Source organism: Rhodospirillales bacterium RIFCSPLOWO2_02_FULL_58_16 (assembly GCA_001830425.1).
GTDB lineage: Bacteria > Pseudomonadota > Alphaproteobacteria > Rhodospirillales > 2-02-FULL-58-16 > 2-02-FULL-58-16.
The window spans coordinates 1-19,391 of sequence record MIAA01000051.1 but is presented as its reverse complement, the minus strand read 5'-3'; the positions used below and the strand labels follow the sequence as shown (position 1 = coordinate 19,391).

General features: G+C 55.6%; 22 protein-coding genes. 21 read left to right on the top strand and 1 reads right to left on the bottom strand.

Annotation, left to right across the window (positions count from 1 at the left end):
* Nucleotides 1–11 precede the first annotated feature (11 nt).
* The 5 genes from A3H92_03805 to A3H92_03785 all read left to right on the top strand — a co-directional run bounded on the left by A3H92_03805 (nucleotide 12) and on the right by A3H92_03785 (nucleotide 3,216).
* A complete protein-coding gene (locus A3H92_03805) occupies nucleotides 12–476 on the top strand; it encodes a hypothetical protein (protein OHC73422.1) in 465 nt (154 codons plus the stop codon).
* Nucleotides 473–874 carry a hypothetical protein gene (locus tag A3H92_03800; GenBank protein OHC73421.1) on the top strand — a complete coding sequence of 134 codons (402 nt, stop codon included), beginning with the start codon at nucleotides 473–475 and terminating at the stop codon, nucleotides 872–874. The genes A3H92_03805 and A3H92_03800 overlap by 4 nt, the downstream gene beginning before the upstream one ends.
* Before the next feature lie 31 nt (nucleotides 875–905).
* A complete protein-coding gene (locus tag A3H92_03795) occupies nucleotides 906–2,024 on the top strand; it encodes a hypothetical protein (protein OHC73420.1) in 1,119 nt (372 codons plus the stop codon).
* 101 nt (nucleotides 2,025–2,125) lie between these two features.
* Nucleotides 2,126–2,530, top strand: coding sequence for a DUF2384 domain-containing protein (locus tag A3H92_03790; protein ID OHC73443.1), 405 nt, complete (start codon nucleotides 2,126–2,128; stop codon nucleotides 2,528–2,530).
* Nucleotides 2,527–3,216, top strand: coding sequence for a hypothetical protein (locus tag A3H92_03785; GenBank protein OHC73419.1), 690 nt, complete (start codon nucleotides 2,527–2,529; stop codon nucleotides 3,214–3,216). The genes A3H92_03790 and A3H92_03785 overlap by 4 nt, the downstream gene beginning before the upstream one ends.
* Nucleotides 3,217–3,352: 136 nt before the next feature.
* Here A3H92_03785 and A3H92_03780 read toward each other — a convergent pair whose 3' ends face one another.
* Nucleotides 3,353–3,661 (bottom strand): hypothetical protein, encoded by a 309-nt coding sequence (locus A3H92_03780; GenBank protein ID OHC73418.1) that lies wholly within the window; start codon nucleotides 3,659–3,661, stop codon nucleotides 3,353–3,355.
* Between the two features lie 208 nt (nucleotides 3,662–3,869).
* Between A3H92_03780 and A3H92_03775 the strand changes: the two genes are divergently transcribed.
* The 16 genes from A3H92_03775 (at nucleotide 3,870) to A3H92_03700 (ending at nucleotide 19,247) form a co-directional block, all read left to right on the top strand.
* Nucleotides 3,870–4,835, top strand: a complete 966-nt coding sequence (locus tag A3H92_03775) for a Flp pilus assembly protein CpaB (GenBank protein ID OHC73417.1) — start codon at nucleotides 3,870–3,872, stop codon at nucleotides 4,833–4,835.
* Nucleotides 4,832–6,325: a hypothetical protein gene (locus A3H92_03770; GenBank protein OHC73416.1), complete on the top strand. Its 1,494-nt coding sequence runs from the start codon at nucleotides 4,832–4,834 to the stop codon at nucleotides 6,323–6,325. Before A3H92_03775 ends, A3H92_03770 begins: the two co-directional genes overlap by 4 nt.
* A 6-nt stretch (nucleotides 6,326–6,331) precedes the next feature.
* Nucleotides 6,332–6,988 (top strand): hypothetical protein, encoded by a 657-nt coding sequence (locus A3H92_03765; GenBank protein ID OHC73415.1) that lies wholly within the window; start codon nucleotides 6,332–6,334, stop codon nucleotides 6,986–6,988.
* Between the two features lie 37 nt (nucleotides 6,989–7,025).
* Nucleotides 7,026–8,249, top strand: coding sequence for a hypothetical protein (locus A3H92_03760; protein ID OHC73414.1), 1,224 nt, complete (start codon nucleotides 7,026–7,028; stop codon nucleotides 8,247–8,249).
* The gene (locus A3H92_03755) at nucleotides 8,249–9,775 is read left to right on the top strand and encodes a protein kinase (GenBank protein OHC73413.1); all 1,527 of its coding nucleotides are present in this window, start codon (nucleotides 8,249–8,251) and stop codon (nucleotides 9,773–9,775) included. Before A3H92_03760 ends, A3H92_03755 begins: the two co-directional genes overlap by 1 nt.
* A 1-nt stretch (nucleotide 9,776) precedes the next feature.
* Nucleotides 9,777–10,766: a hypothetical protein gene (locus A3H92_03750; protein ID OHC73412.1), complete on the top strand. Its 990-nt coding sequence runs from the start codon at nucleotides 9,777–9,779 to the stop codon at nucleotides 10,764–10,766.
* A 13-nt stretch (nucleotides 10,767–10,779) separates the two neighbouring features.
* On the top strand, nucleotides 10,780–11,736 hold the full coding sequence (locus tag A3H92_03745; protein OHC73411.1) for a hypothetical protein: 957 nt from the start codon (nucleotides 10,780–10,782) through the stop codon (nucleotides 11,734–11,736).
* 17 nt (nucleotides 11,737–11,753) lie between these two features.
* Nucleotides 11,754–12,707, top strand: coding sequence for an NAD-dependent dehydratase (locus tag A3H92_03740; protein ID OHC73442.1), 954 nt, complete (start codon nucleotides 11,754–11,756; stop codon nucleotides 12,705–12,707).
* A 42-nt stretch (nucleotides 12,708–12,749) separates the two neighbouring features.
* Nucleotides 12,750–13,466: a transaldolase gene (locus A3H92_03735; protein OHC73410.1), complete on the top strand. Its 717-nt coding sequence runs from the start codon at nucleotides 12,750–12,752 to the stop codon at nucleotides 13,464–13,466.
* A 6-nt stretch (nucleotides 13,467–13,472) separates the two neighbouring features.
* The gene (locus tag A3H92_03730) at nucleotides 13,473–14,453 is read left to right on the top strand and encodes a galactokinase (protein OHC73409.1); all 981 of its coding nucleotides are present in this window, start codon (nucleotides 13,473–13,475) and stop codon (nucleotides 14,451–14,453) included.
* Between the two features lie 11 nt (nucleotides 14,454–14,464).
* Nucleotides 14,465–15,172 (top strand): hypothetical protein, encoded by a 708-nt coding sequence (locus tag A3H92_03725; protein OHC73408.1) that lies wholly within the window; start codon nucleotides 14,465–14,467, stop codon nucleotides 15,170–15,172.
* A 123-nt stretch (nucleotides 15,173–15,295) separates the two neighbouring features.
* Nucleotides 15,296–16,516 carry a chromosome segregation protein SMC gene (locus A3H92_03720; GenBank protein ID OHC73407.1) on the top strand — a complete coding sequence of 407 codons (1,221 nt, stop codon included), beginning with the start codon at nucleotides 15,296–15,298 and terminating at the stop codon, nucleotides 16,514–16,516.
* Entirely contained in the window at nucleotides 16,510–17,121 is a 612-nt protein-coding gene (locus A3H92_03715; GenBank protein ID OHC73406.1) for a hypothetical protein, read from the top strand. The genes A3H92_03720 and A3H92_03715 overlap by 7 nt, the downstream gene beginning before the upstream one ends.
* 28 nt (nucleotides 17,122–17,149) lie before the next feature.
* Complete coding sequence (locus A3H92_03710) at nucleotides 17,150–17,710, top strand: hypothetical protein (protein ID OHC73405.1); 561 nt, start codon at nucleotides 17,150–17,152, stop codon at nucleotides 17,708–17,710.
* Nucleotides 17,710–17,940: an aryl-sulfate sulfotransferase gene (locus tag A3H92_03705; protein OHC73404.1), complete on the top strand. Its 231-nt coding sequence runs from the start codon at nucleotides 17,710–17,712 to the stop codon at nucleotides 17,938–17,940. The genes A3H92_03710 and A3H92_03705 overlap by 1 nt, the downstream gene beginning before the upstream one ends.
* 83 nt (nucleotides 17,941–18,023) lie before the next feature.
* A complete protein-coding gene (locus A3H92_03700) occupies nucleotides 18,024–19,247 on the top strand; it encodes a methyltransferase (GenBank protein ID OHC73441.1) in 1,224 nt (407 codons plus the stop codon).
* The last annotated feature ends 144 nt before the right edge of the window (nucleotides 19,248–19,391 follow it).

Sequence of the window (19,391 nt, the reverse complement as noted above, 5' to 3'; positions counted from 1 at the left end):
GAGATGGAACCATGAATAATTTTACCTCATCGGCGAGGCGGTTAGTCGGCTCCGTCCCATCCACGAATGGAGCGGCGGCGGTCGAGTTCGGCCTGATCGCCCCTGTTTTGATGATCATGATTTTCGGAATCGTCGATTACGGTCTGGCGATGGTCAACAAGATGGAACTGCGCGGCGCCGCCCGCGCCGGCGCCCAGTACGCCTTGGGCGACAGCAGCGACACGGCGGCAATCATCGCCGCAGTCGTCGCCGCCTCCGATGTCGGCATCACCGCCGGCGACGTCACCTTGACCTGCAATTGCCGGGATACGGCGCTGGAGCCGCCCGTTGACCTGACGACTACGACCTGCGGCGCCGTTACCTGTTTGTCTACCGAGCCGACGCTGATGACGGTCAATGCGACGCAGAACTATTCGCTCTTTTTCGGCGCGACGACGCTTACCCTTGTCGGCGAGGCCACGGTGCGCATCAAATGATGATCTTTAATCCCATAAGGAAATGCCGCAACGGAGCCACCGCCGTGGAGTTCGCCCTGGTCGCCCCGGTCTTTCTGCTGATGATCGCCATCATTATGGAACTCGGACGGGTGTTATGGATTAAAAACACCATGCAGTACGCGGTCGAGGAGGCCGGGCGCTACGCCATGGTCAACCCCTCCACCGTTACCGAGACTTATCTGGAGGACACGCTGGGACCGTCCAAGGTCATCGGGGCATTTTCCGGCGCCGTCACCTTTACGGCAACCTTGGACAACGCGGTGACTCCTAATACAATGACAATCGTCGCGTCTTATACATATACGCCTGTTATCGGACTGGTGCCGGGGGTGTCCGTTCCCCTCAGTTCCTTGTCCGTGGTTCCTCTTAATAACTGAATAAAAGATATTGCGTCCGTGCGGGGGGGATATGCCCGGAAGAGTTAAGCATCTGGAAAGCCTTGTCCAATTGGCGAAGGAACCTTCCGGCGAAAAACGCCGGGAGCTTCTGAGGGATGTCGCCGACCTGTTTTTTGAGGAACCGAAAGGACTGAGCGGGCGCGAAATCGATTACTTTTCGGACATCATCGGCAAGATCGCCTTCGACCTTGAAATGGAAGTGCGCAAGGATCTGGCGGAGCGGATGGCCGGCGCGGACTGGGCGCCCCGCAGCCTGCTGGTCATGCTCGCCAACGATGAAATCGAAGTGGCCCGCCCGATCCTCGTCGAAAGCGGCGTTCTGCATAACGCGGACCTTATCAATATCATCAAACGCCACAGCCAGGAACATCTGGTGGCGATCTCGCTCAGAAAAAACATAAGCGAAGACGTTACCGACTTTCTTGTCGATAAAGGCAACGACAAAGTTCTTGAAACCCTTGCCTGCAACGAAGGCGCGGTGCTGTCGCGCAAGTCCATGGAGAGAATGACGGAGAGATCAACGCAAAACAAGGCGCTGCATGAACCGCTGATCATGCGTGACGACATGCCGGCGGATTTAAAGCATGAAATGTTCCTGTATGTGTCCTCGGCCCTGCGCAAACATATTCTGTCAACCGTTAAGGATATTGATGAGGCCGAGATCGACAAGTTGATGGAAGAGTCGCGCTTGAAGATCGACTCGCCGGCGGACGATATAGAGGTAAGCCCCGCCGAACAATTCATCATCAGGAAGGAGCAACTGAACCGGCTTAACCCCGAACTCCTTGTTCAGCTTCTGCGTCAGGGAAGAATCGCCGAGTTTGTCGCCGGCGTAGCCCATCTCGCTAAAATGGATGTGCAAACGACCCACAAAATCACCTTCGATGACAGCGGGGAAGCCCTGGCCGTGGTCTGCAAGGCCATCGGCATTGATCGCACAACCTTTTCCGATCTGCTGTTGCTCACCAATCTGGACGGCTCGCGCCCCCAGGAGGACAGGGACGCCTTGCTTGATGTTTACAGCAAAATCACCGTGGAATCCGCGCAAAGGGCTATCCGTTTCTGGCGCACCCGCAAGCGGATTATGCGAGGCGCGGAAAATGCCCCCGCTCCGACCACTGATCGCTGAAAGTTATACCAAACGGTTACGCGCCTTGCCTATTATCCAAAAATGGACTATAAATCTACCAAAGTCCAAATATGGAGAATCTGAACATGAAAAACGGCGCTATGACCTCACGCGCACACTCGGCGCCGGTGATTGATCGCAAGAGCTTGTCCGGACCGGCGCTGCGCACGTTTTTCCGCATTGCGCGACTTTGGAATCTGTCGGTCAATGAGCAGATGACCCTTCTCGGAAGCGCCGCCCGCTCGACATTCTTCAAGTGGAAGAAGGATGCAAACACGGTCCTGCCGAAGGATACGCTGGAACGCATCTCCTACATCCTGGGCATCTACAAGGCTCTCCAAATTCTCCTGCCCGATGAAGTGGCGGCGGATGAATGGGTAAAGCGTCCTAATGCGGCCCCCATCTTCGCCGGACGCTCCGCCCTTGACCGGATGCTGTCCGGTCAGGTCGCCGACCTTTTTGTCGTGAGGCAGTATCTTGACGCACAGAGAGGCGGCTGGGCATGAATATCCCCGTCGCCCCGGTCGAATGGAAACCATGCCTGCGAATCATCCCCAGTCGGTTTCCGCCTATCCGGGCTTTCGAGAGGGTGACGGACCATAACGATATTGACGCCGTATTTGAGATCGAATCGCTGACGAATTCCCGGCTGCGGGACGAAACCGGCGACATTCAACTGGTCCCGCCGGAAGATCGCACAAGCGGTCCCGGCGCCGGCGTTATCATGGCCGCCTTCACGCACATCAATCCCGAGGGCAGTCGTTTCAGCGACGGCACGTTCGGCGTATTCTACGCGGCTAATGACCTTGATACCGCCATCGCAGAGACGAAACATCATCGTGAGCAATTCATGCGCGCCACGAACCAACGCCGCATGAAATTGAACATGCGGGTATATCTTGTTGATCTATCGGCAGCCCTGCATGATCTGCGCGGACGGCGGACGGAATTTCCGCTCGTCTACCACAACGATAACTACGCGGCCGGCCAACATTTCGCGGCAACGCTGCGCAGTGACGGCTCCGACGGCATCGTCTATGACAGCGTGCGCCGGCATAACGGTGTGTGCGCAGCCGTGTTCCGCCCACGCCTTTTATCGAACTGCCGACAGGAGCGGCATCTCTGCTATTCGTGGAACGGGCTGCGTATTGATTCCGTGTACGAGAAACGAGAGATCGACAGTAAGCAATAAAGTTACTCCGCAGCGAATCGGCAGGCGAAAAAAGTATAAAACAGGTAACAAAACGGACAAATCGGCTTTATCAGCGACTCGCTGAAAGATTGCGGGAAAGGAGTAAGGCGCTAAAAATGCAGGAGAAGCGAACGGCTTATTCTTCCATCAACCTGAAAAGTTCGGCCATGCCTTTTTGGTCTTTTTTTATCTTCACCAGAAACCGCAGTCCGTATGTCCCTTTGCTGACCCACATCACCTCGGCGCTGCGTAAGTCATTGAATTTAACTATTTTTATTTCAACAACGTCTCCGAGTTTCAATTCCGCAGGGCATTTAACCAAGGCGCCGGTATCGGAAAAGTTTGAGATTTTGCAGTCCCACTTCTTGTCGCTTTTGTCAAACAACAGCCCGCCGAACAATGTTCTTCGGCGATTGCTTTTTCTGGCTTCAATTCCCTGTGTCATTATTTACCTGACGCCGCTGTGAAGAATTAATTATATAAAGGTTCGGAAGTTTGTCATTATCCTCATACGCAATTCTCGTTTCGCAGGGTAGCAATGCTTACGGATCAATGATAGATTTGTTTGACGTGCGTAGTTTGATACAAGGATTGAACAGGCGGTCATGTTCTCCGCCGGTCATGATCGGTAAGCGTTAGGGATCAGGTTTTATATGCGGGTACTCATCGTAGGCATAATCGTTCTCGCCATAAGCGTCGCCGGCGTCAGCACCTATCTCATCAAACGTTTCTCGGGAGAAAAGAACATCCAGGAACTTGAGAAGGAGGCGAAGAAATCTTTCAAGGTTCTTGTCGCGGTCAAGGACATCAAGATCGGCGCGCCCATCACCAATGAGGACTTAAGGTGGCAGGCATGGGCCGAGGAAGCCTTGAACAAGGATTTCATCACCGTTGACCAGGAAACCCAGGAAGCCGAGAAAAAGAAAGAATTCGTCGGCGCCGTGGCCCGCGCCAACTTCATGAAGAGCGAGCCGATAATCCCCGGCAAGATATTCAAACGCGAGGCTGCCGGATTCCTGTCCGGGATGTTGGGGAGCGGCATGCGCGCGGTGTCCGTTAACGTGACGCCGACCTCGGGAGCATCGGGCTTTATTTTACCCGGCGATTATGTGGACGTAGTCTTGACCCACTCCAAGATCAGGGAAGAGGTAAAAAAGCGCACCAAGGATGATCTGACCTCCCCGCTTTTGATCCTGTCGACCGCCACGGAAGTCATATTGAAAAATATCCGCGTTATCGCCATAGGCTCCCTGGTGGGCGCGGTGGAAAAAAGCACCACCGCCGTCGGCAAAACGGCGACCCTTGAGCTTACCCCCAAGCAGGCGGAAATCGTCACCACCGCCGTATCCATGGGCAATCTTTCGCTGTTTCTGCGCAGTCTTGAGCGAAGCGCCGACGAAGGACCGCCCACTTCCTACACCACCGATGTGGAGGTGAGTCCTTTCCTCAGCAACATTATCAAAATTCTTGAAACGCGAAAGCCACCGCCGTTGCCGATAACGCAGGCCCCTGAACCGGAATCCGATAACTTGCCTGTCGCCGCTCCCGCAGCGAAGGAAAAGCCCGTAAAAATGTTTTTAGGCGGAGCGGGGTCCGTGAACGTGGTAGGGCAAAAATGATAACCGGTAAAACAAGAAAAGCGGTCGCCGTTTTTTGTCTGGCTTTCGCCGTTTATCCGGCTTCTACGGCTGAGGCGCAGCAGGTTCCGCAACGACGGGCGACGGCTCCGTCCCTGAACGTCGCGGAAGCGCCGCCGCCGGGCATTTCAGCGGCGATTCAGCCGAATGTCCCGGTGATCGAGGGCGCGCTGCCCGCAGTCCTTGACATGTCCTTGAACATGGCCCGCATCATCAATCTTCCGGCGCCTTTTCAGAACATAGTCGTCGGCAATGAAACGGTCGCCAACGTCAGTTACGACGTTGACGCTAAAAATAACAGGCAGGCCTTCATAACCGCCAGGGCGTTGGGCACGTCGAACATTATTTTCCTCGATAAAAACGGCGGCATTGTTCACCAGATGGACGTGCGGGTCGGACAGGACTCCGACACCATCCAGGCCGCCCTCGCCAAGCTGTTGCCCGATGACAATATCAAGGTTTCCGTTTACCGCGACAGCGCCTTCCTGACCGGAAAGGTGCGCTCCTCTGAATCGCTGACCAACGCCGTCAGCATCGCCCGCCGCTTCGTCGGCGCCGACATCAACGTGGTCAACATGTTGTCCGTTCAGGGAAGCCAGCAGGTGATCTTGCAGGTGCGGGTCGCCGAGATGTCCCGCACCATCCTGAAAGAACTGACCACCACCACGAATCTTACGGATAAAGCCGTCGGTCTGGGCGGCCTCAAAATCGGCCAGTTGATCAAGTTCAAGTCAAGCCCCACCTTTACCAATGCAACCGGGGCCTTCGCCTCGGGAACAATCGACAGCCAGATCAGCGGAATATCGCCGGTCGCCTTCCAGGTTCTGGAAAGCCAGGGTCTGGTGAAGACCTTGGCCGAGCCGACGCTGATGGCCGTTTCCGGCGAGCCGGCTTCCTTTCTGGTCGGTGGCTCCATTCCCGTCCCGTCGGGCGTATCCGACCAGGGCGTCGCCATATGTTGCAATTACCAGAAATACGGCATCGGTCTTGATTTCGTTCCGGTGATTCTCGATGAAGGACGGATCAGCCTGAACATCAATACCAGCATCAGCGAACTCGGCACCAACTACGTCATCGGCAACAGCACCGTTCCCAGCATAATTGAGAAAACCGCAAAAACCACCGTCGAACTTCCCAGCGGCGGCTTCATCATGATGGCCGGCCTGCTCAAGGACAACGTAACGGACACCATCAGAGGCTTCCCCGGCCTGAAGGATATTCCGGTCCTCGGCGCCCTGTTCAGAAGCAACAACTTCAAGCGGGAAGAGACCGAATTGGTGATCACGGTGACGGCCTATCTGGCCAAGTCGGCAGGCAGTGACCAGCAATTATCGTTGCCGACCGACGGCTTCGAGCCTGCCAGCGATATCGACTTCTATCTTCTCGGCAGGCTGCACCGGGAATACGCCAAAGGGGAGCTTCCGATCTGGGCCAAACCCCTCAAGGGGCCTTTCGGCTACATCATGGAGTAAGTCGTCATGACGGTAAGAAAAATCCATTTCATATTGCTTGCCGGTTTTTTACCGGCCGTGACGGCCTGCGATACGCCGCCCGCCAACGACTATCGGGAAGCGTATCCGTTGGTCACCGGGACGGAGGCCGTTTCAATGTCGATTTCCGTCCCCTTCGGCAAGGAAGAAGTCTCCGCCGAGGATATGGATAATATCGGACGCTTTGTTGACGATTACGTTAACCGGGGCAACGGTTTGGTGGTGCTGGAAACCGGCAATGATGAAGGAAGCGCCGCCGCCGCGAGAATCCAACGGGTGCAAACGGCCTTGAGGAACGCAGGCCTTCAGGCCAAAGAGATCAGGCTTAAAACGAACAGTTCGCGTGTTTCAGGGGACGATGATGTGATGCTTTCGTTCTCGGCGAACGCGGTTAAGGTTCCCGAGTGCGGGGATTGGACCTCAGAGTCTTCCCATAACTGGACGAACCGCCGCCATTCCAATTTCGGCTGTTCGGTTCAACGCAATCTGGGGCTGACCGTCGCCGATCCCGGCGACCTCAAAAAAGCCAAGCCGGAGAGCGGAACTTCCGCAAGCAGGATTAACAGGGTCATCACCGGCCACCAGGGCGGAACGGCCACGGGAGGCGTCCATTCGGCGACAACGGCTACTTCGGCGGTAAAATAGCAGGATTGAAGCGGGCAAAAAGGACACAGGGTCTGTCGTGATACTAAGAACCACCATAGGAGCCTTCCTTTACAGCAAGGAAACCGTTGACGCCGTCGAGGCGATAAAGGGGGACAGGCTTTTTCTGCGCTCTTCCTTTGAAACCCACGAGGGGGGAGTGGCGGCGGCCGTATCCCATCTGGCGAACCATCCGTTACCGGCTCTGCTTATCATCGAGACAAAGGCCCAGGGCGACGCACTTTATGATGAGCTTAACAAGCTGGCGGAGGTCTGCGCCCCCGATACCAATGTCATTTTGATCGGGGTGCAAAACGACATCAGGCTCTATCGGGAGCTGATCGTCGAGGGCATTCGCGATTACCTCATCGCCCCGGTGGACGCCGGGCAGCTAAGGAACGCGATCGAGAACATCTTTAAGGACGATGATGTCAAGAAAAGCGGCCGCCTGATCGGCTTTATGGGCGTAACCGGCGGCGTCGGCAGTTCCGTCATTTCCCATAATGTCGCCTATGAATTGGTTCAGGCCTACGAGCAGGATGTGATTGTTATCGACCTGGATATCGCCTTCGGCACCGCCGCCCTTGTTTATAATTTCCAGCCCCGCCAGACCATCATTGATGTTCTGGGGCAGGCGGCGCGTCTGGACGAGTCCTTTCTTGAACAATTTCTCATGGAGTACGCCAACAAGCTGACGGTTCTCGCCTCGCCGGCCTCGCTGTCAAGCGGAGTGCAGATAACCGTCGATTCCGTCAACGCAATCATAAAATACGCCGGGATGATGGCTGATTTTGTAATTCTTGATATGCCTCATGTCTGGGACGCATGGGTTATCGACGTTCTTTCCGGCGTTGATGATCTTGTCTTGATGGCCCGTCCCGATCTGGGCAATTTGAGAAATGCGAAAAATATGCTGGAATTTATCAGCCCGAAGCGCGGCGCCGACGCGCCGATCAGACTGATCCTGAATCAGGTAGGCGCCGCCAAGAGAGCTGATTTATCCGACAAGGACTTCAAGGAAGCCCTGGCCATGAACCCGTCCCTGTCAATACCGTATGATCCCGAAGCCTTCGGCAGAGCGGTGAACAACGGCGAGATGATGTCCAAGGCCAGCGCCAAAAGCAAGGCCACCGAGGCGATTATCAAGCTCGCCAAATTGATAAGCGCCCGCGAAGCGGACGAAGAGGGAGACAAAAAGAAAAGCGGTCTCGGCGGACTGTTCAAGAAAGACAAGAAAGACAAAAAAGATAAAAAGAAGAAGTAATGGCATTTGGAAAACGGGGAAGTCAGCAGGAAGCGACGGTAAGAACGCCTGATCCTTCATCACGGAAGGATAGCGCTTCCGCGCCGCCGCCTTCAGTTTCGACGCCGTCCCCCGAAGCCAAGGCCGCAACCGCTCCCACGCCGGAATCCGACGCCGAGAAACCGTCCAGATTCAAACCGGGAAAGGAAGCGCCGAAGTCCGCCGCCCCTCCCGCCGTCCCTCCCCCTATAGCCTCCGGCCAACAGGCGGCGATGTCGGAGAAACTGGCCGAGATCAAGGTCGCCGTTTTCAACGACCTGCTCGAAGCCGTCGATCTCGCCGAGATCAGCAAACTGAAGCCGGACGAGGTGCGCGAGGAAATCACCGACATGGTGGCCGAGATCATTTCCATGCGCGGCCTGATTCTTACAATGCAGGAACAGCAGCAGGTGATCGTCGATATCTGCAACGATGTCCTGGGCCTCGGCCCTCTGGAGCCGCTTATCATGCGTGACGATATCGCCGACATCATGGTGAACGGCGCGTACAAGGTCTACATCGAAACCAAGGGCAAGATACAACTTACCGATATCAAGTTCCGCGATAACGCCCAGTTGATGAATATCTGCCAGCGCATTGTCACCGCCGTCGGACGGCGCGTCGATGAATCCAGTCCCATCTGCGACGCCCGCTTGTTGGACGGCTCCCGCGTTAACGTCATCGCGCCGCCGCTGGCCATCGACGGCGCGGCGCTTACCATCCGCAAGTTCAAGAAAGACAAGCTGACCCTTGATAATCTGGTAAGCTTCGGCAGCGCCACTCCGGAAATGGCGAAAGTTCTCGAAGTCATCGGAGCTTCGCGCATCAACATCCTGATTTCAGGCGGCACAGGCTCCGGCAAGACGACCCTTCTGAACTGCATGACCCGCTTCATTGATCCTAACGAGCGCACCATCACCTGCGAAGACTCGGCGGAGCTGCAACTTCAACAACCCCATGTAGTGCGCCTGGAATGCCGTCCGCCCAATCTTGAAGGAGCGGGTGAAATCACCATGCGCGACTTGGTCAAGAACTGTCTGCGCATGCGCCCGGAGCGCATTATCGTCGGCGAGGTGCGCGGTCCCGAAGCCTTCGACCTGTTGCAGGCCATGAACACCGGCCATGACGGCTCGATGGGAACCATCCATGCCAACAACCCGCGTGAGGCCATAACCCGCGTCGAGAACATGATCGCCATGGGCGGTTACAACCTGCCGGCCAAGGCGGTGCGCGAACAGATCGCCGCCGCCGTTCACGTCATCATCCAGGCTTCGCGTATGCGCGACGGTTCGCGCAAGATCACCCACATAACGGAAATAATCGGCATGGAGGGCGACGTCATTACCCTACAGGACCTTTTCCTGTATCAGTTCGAGGGCGAGGACGAAAAGGGAAAGCTGATCGGCACCCACCGGCCGACGGGGATGCGGCCCAATTTCTGGGATAAGGCCCGCTATTTCGGACTGGAGAGCAAACTGGCGAAGGCCTTGAACATGGGTCAATTCTGACATGACCCAGGAATCCATCATTCTGATCGTCATCGGGGCGGTGGTCGCCATGCTTCTTCTCGGCGGCGCGGGGATAGGCGTCACCATGATTATTCGCCCGAGGCTTCTCCTGCGCAAACGCCTCAGGCAGATCGGCGTTCTTGAAGGCGGTCAGCAGGTTGTAAACGAGAAGATGGACAGTCGAAGGCAGAAGCGCATCCAGGACAAGATCAAACAGCTTGGACAGAAGTCCGAGAAAAAGGGGTTCATGGACGGCGTCTACAACGACCTTTTGCAGGCCGGCGTGGATATATCCGTACATGCCTATCTGGTTATTTGCGCCTGTGTCGGCGTTCTCTCGGCGTTTTTCTATTTAATGAGCGGAAAGCCGCCGCTCGGCGCCCTCCCGGTGCTTCTGATCGGCGCCTTCGGACTTCCCAAATTCGTTCTGTCGTACATGTCAAACAAGCGCAAGAAAAAATTCACCTCTCATTTCGCCGACGCCATCGACACCATTGTTCGCGGCATTCGTTCGGGCCTGCCGGTCAACGAATGTTTCAACATCATCGCCCGCGAGTTCGAAGAGCCTCTGGGCGAGGAATTCCGGCTGATCGTCGAGGGCCAGAGACTGGGCATGACCCTTGATGAAATCCTGCGCCGGGGCATCAGCAGATTGCCGACATCCGAATACAAATTCTTTGCCATCGTCACCCAAATCCAGAAACAAACCGGCGGCAATCTGGCCGACACCCTGGCCAGCCTCTCCGGCGTTCTGCGCGAGCGCAAGAGGATGAGAGATAAAATCCAGGCCTATTCCAGCGAGGCCAAGGCATCCGCCATGATTATCGGCTCGCTGCCGTTTGCCGTCGCCGGGCTGCTGTCGATAGTCAATCCCGACTATCTGATGCTTCTGTTCACCGAAACCAAGGGCAACTACATACTTGCCGCCGACGCCATCTGGATGGGCTGCGGAATCGGCGTTATGCGCGGCATGATCAACTTCGAGATATAAGGAGAGCATTTTAATGAATCTCGATGTGCCGACAATCATCATGTGGCTCCTTATCGGCGGCGCCGTCATTTCCGTGCTTTTCTTCGGCTTTTCGTTCCTGACGGGGTCCAAGCGCTCCAAACGCATCAACGCGGTAATCAACAGGGAGCGCAGAGACCTCAGCAAGCAGCAGATTGACAGCCTCAACAAGCCCTCCGCCGCACGAATGCTCAAAGGCAAGAAAAAGGGATATGTTGAGGCTTTGAGCAAGCTTTACGCGGGCATGAACCTGCATAACGAAGATATGCGAAACGCCCTTATGCAGGCCGGTTATCGGGGAAAGTCGGCGCTGATAGTTTACTATACCAGCCGTATTTTAGGCGTCTTCATCGGATTCGGCCTGACCTATTTCCTTATCATTTACAGTTGGAAGACTTTCCCCTATCCCGACTTCATGAAATTGATTTTTGCCGGCGGCGGCGCTTTTGTCGGCTTCAGCCTGCCGAAAATTATGGTAACCAACGGTACGCAGAATCGTCAGGCGGCGATGAACAAAGTCTTTCCCGATACCCTCGATTTAATGGTCATCTGCGTTGAGGCGGGACTGTCGGTTGAAGCCGCCTTTGCCAGGGTGACCGAGGAAATCATGGAACAGTCCCCGATCCTCGCCCAGGAATTGGGATTAACCACGGCGGAGCTTGCCTATCTGGGCGACCGGCGGAAGGCTTTCAGCAATTTCTCCAGGCGCACCGGATTGCCGGCGGCGAAGTCGCTGGCCACCACCCTGATCCAGTCCGAGCAATACGGAACGCCTGTCGGCGCCGCCCTTCGCGTCCTCTCCGAGGAAAAGCGGACAGAGCGTATGTCAACGGCTGAAAAAAAGGCGGCCTCCCTGCCGGCGAAGCTGACCGTGCCGATGATCATTTTCTTCCTGCCGGTGTTGTTCTCGGTCGTCATCGGACCGGCGGCCATCAGAATCTCGAACCTGTGAAATTCTCCCGCTATTTCATTGTCGGCGGCGCCGGGTTTATCGGCAGCCATTTCGCCGACCGCCTGCTCGCCGATCCCCAGGTCAAGGCGTTGACAATTTACGATAATTATTCTTCCGGTCGAAAATGGCATCATGAACATCATCAGGGCGACCCCCGCTTCAAGGCGGTGCGCGCCGACGTCAAAAATCTCGATCATTTACGTCAGGCCATGAGCGGCCATGACGTAGTCATCCACCTTGCCTCGAACCCCGACATCGCCAGGGCGGCGACGGAGCCGCAGATCGACTTCAACGAGGGAACCCTGTTGACCAACAACGTGGTCGAGGCGATGCGCCTTTGCGGTTGCCGCCGCATCCTCTATGCGTCGGGCAGCGGCGTCTACGGCGATCTCGGCGAGGTGGAAATAGGCGAGGACCACGGTCCCCTGACCCCCATTTCCACCTACGGGGCAAGCAAGCTGGCGGGCGAGGCGCTGATCTCCGCCTATTGCCATATGTTCGGTCTCTACGGGCGCGTATTCCGTTTCGGAAACGTGGTGGGGCCGCGCCAGACCCACGGGGTGGGCCTGGATTTTGTCCGCGCCCTGCTGGCCGATCCGGGCAGCCTTTCTATTATGGGCGACGGACAGCAGAGCAAATCCTACATTCACATTGATGATGTGGTCGAGGCGGTCCTTCACGCCGACGCCCGTTGCGCCGGTCCCTATAACGCTTTTAATGTCGCCACCGGCGACTACATCACCGTGCGTGAAATTGCCGGTATCGCCATAAAATGCGTGGGGCTTGCCGCCGATGAAGTTATCTTAAAGTATTCCGGCGGCGAGCGCGGATGGAAGGGAGACGTGCCTGTGGTGCGCCTTGATACAAAACGAATTCGCTCCCTGGGGTGGCAATGCCGCTACCTGTCCGGCGAAGCGTTGCGCCGATCCATGATGTCGATAATCGCTGACATCCGCTCCGGTCGCCTTTAGGGTGTTAATGCGCCGTTACATGAGGGGGAGCCGAGGCCGCCGATGATCAAGTCCGAAAACCTGAAGGTCAAGATATTCGCCGACGGCGCCATCATCGAAGATATGGTTGCGTTGTACGCCAACCCCTTGATCAAGGGGTTTACGACGAACCCGACGTTGATGCGCAGGGCCGGCGTTCCCGATTATGAGGCCTTCGCCAAAGAGGCGGTGGCGGCCATCCCGGATCGGCCTATCTCGTTTGAGGTATTCGCCGACGATGCCGAGGGAATGGCCGCCCAGGCGCTTAAAATCAACGGCTGGGGCGATAATCTGTACATCAAAATTCCGATTACCAACACCAAGGGAGAAAGCTGCGTCCCGTTGATCAGGCGACTGGCCGGCGAGGGAGTAAAGATCAACGTCACCGCCCTGATGACCGCCCGTCAGGTAGAAGAGACAGTAGCGGTTCTGGGCGATTCGCCGTCCTGCTACATATCCTTGTTTGCCGGACGCATTGCCGACAGCGGCGTTGACCCGCTGCCGATAATGACGGAGGCGCTGAGGATCATGGCCCCTTATCGCCAACTGGAGCTGGTGTGGGCCAGCCCGCGTGAGGTGTTCAATATCGTGCAGGCCGGCGACATCGGCTGCCATATCATTACCGTCACCTATGACCTGCTGAAAAAAACGGCCCTGTTCGGCAAGGATTTAAACGAGTTCTCGCTGGAAACCGTCCGCATGTTCCACCATGACGCCCTGGCGGCAGGCTATCGGCTGTAAATTCTGATGATCATCACCCGAACCCCTTTACGGATATCCATCGGCGGCGGCGGCACCGACCTGCCGTCTTATTATGAAAAGTTCGGCGGGTTCGTAATCTCGGCGGCCATTAACAAGTACGTTTACATCACCGCCAACCGCTCGTTCCGCTCCGGCTACCTGCTTAAATACGCCAAGACCGAGCATGTGGAGGAATTGGCGGACATCAAGCACGATCTGATTCGCGAAGTGCTGAGTTTACTGAAGGTGGCCCCCAGCATCGAGATCGTCAGCATCGCCGATGTGCCGGCGGGGACCGGACTCGGCTCATCGGGGAGCTTCACCGTCGGCCTTCTTCACGCCCTCTACGCCTACAAGCGCCGGCCGGTAAGCATCAAGGGACTGGCCAATGAGGCCTACGAGATCGAAACAAAAAATCTGGGCGAGCCTTGCGGCAAGCAGGACCAGTATATCGCCGCTTACGGCGGCCTGATGTGCCAGGACTACCATCAGGACGGCACGGTCAAGATGACCGGACTGGCGATCAGCGACGAGACAATCCGTGATCTTGACGAATGCCTGATGATGTTCTTTACCGGCTACAGCCGTTCCGCCGCCGAGGTTCTCAAGGATCAGCAATCACGATCCGAAAAAGGCGACGCCGAAATGCTGGAGAATCTCCATTTCATCAAAAATCTCGGGCTGAAAATCAAGGACGCATTGGAAAAAGGCGACACCATGGCCTTCGCCGATCTGATGCACGAACACTGGCTTCACAAGAAGGTCCGCTCGCCCGGCATTTCCAGCGGCGAGATCAACGATCTTTACGACTTCGCCCGCCGCCATGGAGCGCTCGGCGGCAAGCTGGTCGGCGCCGGCGGCGGCGGCTTCATGCTGTTCTATACCCGCGACCGTTCGGCTTTACGCCGGGCGATGAATGAAAAAGGGTTGCAGGAAATGGATTTCTCGTTCGATTTTGACGGCTCGGTGGTGCTGCTGAGGAATTAGGGTAAAAAATCATGCAGTGCTTGATATTGGCCGGCGGGCCGGGAACCCGGATGAGACCGATGACCGAGCGTCTCCCCAAGTCGCTGATCCCCGTCAACGGCGTCCCCTTCGCCCACTATCAACTGGACAGGCTGGCCCAACAGGGAGTGAGAAAGGCGGTCTTTGCCGTCGGCTATCTGGGCGACATGATCCGCGACTTCGTCGGCGACGGCGGGCGCTGGGGGCTGGAGGTCGCCTGGGTCGATGAAGGCAAGCGTCTGCGGGGAACCGCCGGGGCCATCCGTTTCGCCGTTGACGAAGGAGTGATGGACGATGAGTTCATGGTCCTCTACGGCGATTCATATCCGCTCATAAAATTGCCTGCGTTATGGGAGGCGGCAAAGGGCAAGTCCCAGCCGACGATGACCGTATTTCGCAACGACGGGCGCTGGGACAGAAGCAACGTCATCTTCAGGGACGGACAGGTGGAGCTTTATGAAAAAGGCCGCGAAGACGAAGCCGCCATCGGCATGCGCCATATCGACTACGGGCTGTCGGTTGTGAACCGGGAAGTGATCATCGAGCAGGTCGCTCAGGGCGAATGGGCCGATCTGGCGAATGTTTTTCATCGCCTGAGCGTAAAAGGCCGTCTGCTGGGATACGAGGTCTACGACCGCTTCTACGAAATCGGCTCGCCGGAGGGCTTGAGAGAACTGGAGGAATATCTTGGAGAATGTTGACAATAATTTCCACGATAAATTTAAACTGTCCCCGATTTGTTCAAGGGGCTACTATGGATTACATTACAAAATACATTGGAAGCATGAATTGAAAAACTGCCAATCGCGCCGGAGCGTATCCATATGAGTAAATTGGGAAACAATCCTTTTATTCAGTCCATGAGGCTGAGGAATTTCCTTTCCTTCGGCAATTCGACTGATGAAATTGAGATTAAATCTCTTAATGTTTTTATTGGTCCGAATGCTTCCGGTAAATCAAATCTGATCGAGGCATTCAGCATTCTCAACGCTGCCCCTACGGATCTGATGAAACCTATCAGTCCGGGAGGCGGTATTAGCGAATGGCTTTGGAAGGGGGTAAAGGGATGCCCAATCGCCGAAATCGACATTACGGTTCGCAACCCCAAATGGCCCACGCCGTTACGCCATAGAATTTCTTTCACCATGTCCGGACAAAGCTTCGAACTTATTGACGAAGTAATTGAAAATAAAAACAGGGAAAGAGAAGAACTTGATGATGTCCGTTTTTTCTACCGGTACCGCAGGGGTAAGCCAGTTCTAAGCGTTAAATCTAAAAGTAAGAATGACGATAAACATCTCCAGCGCAACCTTTCAAGGGAAGAGCTGGAACCTAATCAATCTGTTCTTTCCCAAAGAAAAGACCCTGACCAATACCCGGAGATCACTTATCTTGGGGACCATTATAAACGAATAAAACTCTATCAAGAATGGGATCTTGGACGCGACACGCCGCCCCGCCGCCCACAACTTACCGATTTATCGGGAGATTTTCTCCTTGAAGATGCCGGCAACCTTAGCCTTGTTCTCAATAATATCGAAAATAATTACCCCAATGCCTGGGAAACCATTATGGAAAAGCTGCGGGATTTCAGCGATTCCTTTGAGAAATTGTCGATCAAAATACATGGTGGGACCGTCCAGGTTTTCATCCATGAAAAGGGGTTGAATCAACCCATCCCCGCGACACGGCTGTCCGATGGCACATTGCGCTACCTTTGCCTGTTGACTTTACTTTGCCACCCGAAACCGCCCCCGGTTTTATGTATCGAGGAGCCTGAGTTGGGATTACATCCCGACATCATTCCAATCATCGCCAAGCTTCTCGTCGATGCTTCCCACCGGACCCAGCTATTCGTCACGACCCATTCCGACATTCTTGTCGATGCGCTTAGCGAGACGCCTGAAGCCGTTATTGTTTGCGAAAAAATTGAAGGCGCGACCAAAATGCGTCGGCTTGGCAAGGAGGAGCTTGCCGATTGGCTCGATAAATATTCCCTTGGCAAGCTTTGGCTTGATGGAAAGGTGGGCGGAACCAGATGGTAGGTGTCAAGGTTTTTGTGGAAGGCGGCGGAGACAATAATAAATCTTTGAAAACTAAATGTCGCAGGGGATTCAGTGAATTTTTTAAGAAAGCTTTGAAAGGACCGCTTCCCCGGACTATGGTCTGCGGCTCCCGCGATAACGCATATGGTGATTTTTGCACGGCTTTGAAAACCGCCGACAAGAATGATTGCCCCATTCTGCTGGTCGATAGTGAAGCCCAAGTCAACGCCAACGATTCGCCATGGCAACACCTTAAGAAAAGAGATAAGTGGGACAAGCCCAACGGCGCCGGGGACGGCCAAGCACACCTCATGGTGCAATGCATGGAGGCTTGGTTCATGGCGGACAAAGACTGCGTCAAAAAATACTTCGGGCAGGGGTTCAATGAAAATCTGCTCCCCAAGCAGCCGAAAATCGAAACCATTCCCAAGGTTGATCTCTTGGACAAATTAAAAGAGGCAACCCGCAATTCCAAGAATAAAGGCAAATACAGCAAGGGAGAGTATTCATTTGAACTTCTTGCCTTGATCGATCCGGCAAAGGTGCGGAAGGCTTCTCCTCATGCTAAACGGCTGTTAGACACTCTTGCAAAACCCAACCATTAAACTCCCCCCGCCCGACCGTGACGGCGTTATGACCGTGGAGGCGGCATTGGCGAATCGGCGCTCGGTGCGCGATTATACCGACAAGCCCCTCGCCGTAAGCCAGATATCGCAATTGCTATGGGCGGCGCAGGGTATCACTCACAAGGAAGAGCGCCGCCCCGCGCCCTCGGCGGGAGCGTTGTACCCGCTGGAGGTTCATCTGATCGCCGGAAACGTCGAAGGGATCAAGGCCGGAGCCTATCGTTACGACCCCAAAAGTCATAGCTTGAGCCTTTCCGCCGCCGGCGATTTCAGGGGCAAGATCGCCGCCGACGCCCTTGCCCAGGAATGGATCGCCGAGGCCTCCGTCATCCTGGCGTTCACCGGCGTCGCCTCCAGAATGACTCCCAAGTACGGCGTTCGCAGCGACCGCTATATCACGCAGGAATCCGGCCACGCCGCTCAGAACGTTTTGCTACAGGCCGTTGCGCTGGGCCTCGGCGCCGTGCCTGTCGGCGCTTTCCGGGATGACGGGTTGAAACGGACCTTGCGCCTGGGCGAAGATGAAGCGCCGCTGTACCTCGTCCCCGTCGGATATGAAAAGAGATAATGGCGTCGCCTGCCCCCGCCCGCCTGTGCAAGCGCTCGGTGCTGATCGCCGGACACGCCACCAGCGTCTCCCTGGAGAACGCCTTCTGGGAGGAATTGAAACGAATCGCCAAGGCGCGCAACCTTTCCCTTAACCGCCTGATCGCCGCCATTGACAACGACCGCGCCGGCAACCTGTCCGGCGCCATTCGCGTATTCGTGCTGGAAACGTTACGACAAAATTCCGCCTGAAAGTTCTCATTCGGCATGTTCCGTTTCATCGGCAACTGCTTTATGGTCATGGCGTGGATATTCTCTCAAAGACGAGGAGCATCATGCGGACATGCCGTTTATGCGGGTCTGAAAGCCTGACCGGATTTCTCGATCTCGGCTTCACTCCCCTTGCCGATGACTTCCTCAAGCCCGAGCGTTTGCATGAACCCGAGGTTCACTACCCGCTTCGCGTCGTGCGCTGCGATCATTGCATGTTCGTTCAACTCGACCATGTGGTCGATGCCGGGATACTTTACGGCAACGACTATCCTTATATGTCGTCGATCACCGCCGCCGGCAGAAAACATTTCCACGCTTTTGCCGCCGGCGTGACCGAGGCCTTCGCCTTTCCCGCCAATTCCCTGGCCGTCGATATCGGCAGCAATGTCGGCGTCCTGCTTGACGGCTTCAAACGCTGCGGGATGCGGATTGTGGGCATCGAACCCGCCGGCAACATAGCTACAATAGCGCGTGAGAACGGCATTCCGACAATCAGTGAATTTTTTTCACCGGCGGTCGCCGAAAGAGTAGTGGCCGAACATGGCAAGGCCAAGGTCATTACCGGCAGCAATGTTTTTGCCCACGTTGACGACCTGAAGACTTTTTTGACGGCGATTGACGGTCTTCTGGACGCGGACGGCGTTTTCATCGTCGAAGCCCCTTATCTGATGCACCTGATAGACAAACTGGAATACGACACCATCTATCACGAACATCTTTCTTACCTGTCCTTGACGCCGATAGTCCCCTTTTTACGCAGATGCGGCATGGAGGCGTTCGACGTTACGCAGACGGACATTCACGGCGGTTCGATCAGAATATTTATTTCCCGCCCCGGTCAACGAAAAGTCACGGATACGGTGCGCGCCCTTCTGGATATGGAGCAGAAACGGGAGATTCATGCCGTCGCCAATCTCGCGGCCTTCGCCGAAAAGGTGCGAAAGCACCGCGACAAACTGAACCATCTTCTGATGTCGCTCAAACGCGAAGGCAAGCGGATTGCCGGAGTCAGCGCCCCGGCCAAGGGGATGACGCTCCTGAATTATTGCAAAATTGACGGCGGCGCGCTCGAATTTCTGACCGAGAAATGTCCGCTGAAAATCGGACGCTTCGCCCCCGGCAGCCATCTTCCGGTGTTGCCCGACTCTGCGCTGATGACGGAAAACATCGACTACGCCTTGATCCTGGCCTGGAACTTCAAGGACGAAATCATGGCCAACCTTTCCGCATTCAAAAGCAAAGGCGGCCGCTTTATAATACCCATTCCCGAACCGATGATCGTCTAGGGACAGTGGCCGTAAAAAAAATCCTCCCCCTTGCTTCAAGGGGGAGTTAGAGGGGGTATCGAAGAGGGAATTATCGGCCTGTGTGTTTTGACAACAGAGGCGCAGAGGCGCAGAGAAGATCAAGCGAAGTTTTCTTCCTGCTTT

What these genes read in the sequence shown, in the direction of transcription:
- A3H92_03805 (OHC73422.1), top strand. Translation starts at nt 12, where the DNA reads ATGAATAATTTTACCTCATCGGCGAGGCGGTTAGTCGGCTCCGTCCCA.
- A3H92_03800 (OHC73421.1), top strand. Translation starts at nt 473, where the DNA reads ATGATGATCTTTAATCCCATAAGGAAATGCCGCAACGGAGCCACCGCC.
- A3H92_03795 (OHC73420.1), top strand. Translation starts at nt 906, where the DNA reads ATGCCCGGAAGAGTTAAGCATCTGGAAAGCCTTGTCCAATTGGCGAAG.
- A3H92_03790 (OHC73443.1), top strand. Translation starts at nt 2,126, where the DNA reads ATGACCTCACGCGCACACTCGGCGCCGGTGATTGATCGCAAGAGCTTG.
- A3H92_03785 (OHC73419.1), top strand. Translation starts at nt 2,527, where the DNA reads ATGAATATCCCCGTCGCCCCGGTCGAATGGAAACCATGCCTGCGAATC.
- A3H92_03780 (OHC73418.1), bottom strand. Translation starts at nt 3,661, where the DNA reads ATGACACAGGGAATTGAAGCCAGAAAAAGCAATCGCCGAAGAACATTG.
- A3H92_03775 (OHC73417.1), top strand. Translation starts at nt 3,870, where the DNA reads ATGCGGGTACTCATCGTAGGCATAATCGTTCTCGCCATAAGCGTCGCC.
- A3H92_03770 (OHC73416.1), top strand. Translation starts at nt 4,832, where the DNA reads ATGATAACCGGTAAAACAAGAAAAGCGGTCGCCGTTTTTTGTCTGGCT.
- A3H92_03765 (OHC73415.1), top strand. Translation starts at nt 6,332, where the DNA reads ATGACGGTAAGAAAAATCCATTTCATATTGCTTGCCGGTTTTTTACCG.
- A3H92_03755 (OHC73413.1), top strand. Translation starts at nt 8,249, where the DNA reads ATGGCATTTGGAAAACGGGGAAGTCAGCAGGAAGCGACGGTAAGAACG.
- A3H92_03750 (OHC73412.1), top strand. Translation starts at nt 9,777, where the DNA reads ATGACCCAGGAATCCATCATTCTGATCGTCATCGGGGCGGTGGTCGCC.
- A3H92_03745 (OHC73411.1), top strand. Translation starts at nt 10,780, where the DNA reads ATGAATCTCGATGTGCCGACAATCATCATGTGGCTCCTTATCGGCGGC.
- A3H92_03735 (OHC73410.1), top strand. Translation starts at nt 12,750, where the DNA reads ATGATCAAGTCCGAAAACCTGAAGGTCAAGATATTCGCCGACGGCGCC.
- A3H92_03730 (OHC73409.1), top strand. Translation starts at nt 13,473, where the DNA reads ATGATCATCACCCGAACCCCTTTACGGATATCCATCGGCGGCGGCGGC.
- A3H92_03725 (OHC73408.1), top strand. Translation starts at nt 14,465, where the DNA reads ATGCAGTGCTTGATATTGGCCGGCGGGCCGGGAACCCGGATGAGACCG.
- A3H92_03720 (OHC73407.1), top strand. Translation starts at nt 15,296, where the DNA reads ATGAGTAAATTGGGAAACAATCCTTTTATTCAGTCCATGAGGCTGAGG.
- A3H92_03715 (OHC73406.1), top strand. Translation starts at nt 16,510, where the DNA reads ATGGTAGGTGTCAAGGTTTTTGTGGAAGGCGGCGGAGACAATAATAAA.
- A3H92_03710 (OHC73405.1), top strand. Translation starts at nt 17,150, where the DNA reads ATGACCGTGGAGGCGGCATTGGCGAATCGGCGCTCGGTGCGCGATTAT.
- A3H92_03705 (OHC73404.1), top strand. Translation starts at nt 17,710, where the DNA reads ATGGCGTCGCCTGCCCCCGCCCGCCTGTGCAAGCGCTCGGTGCTGATC.
- A3H92_03700 (OHC73441.1), top strand. Translation starts at nt 18,024, where the DNA reads ATGCGGACATGCCGTTTATGCGGGTCTGAAAGCCTGACCGGATTTCTC.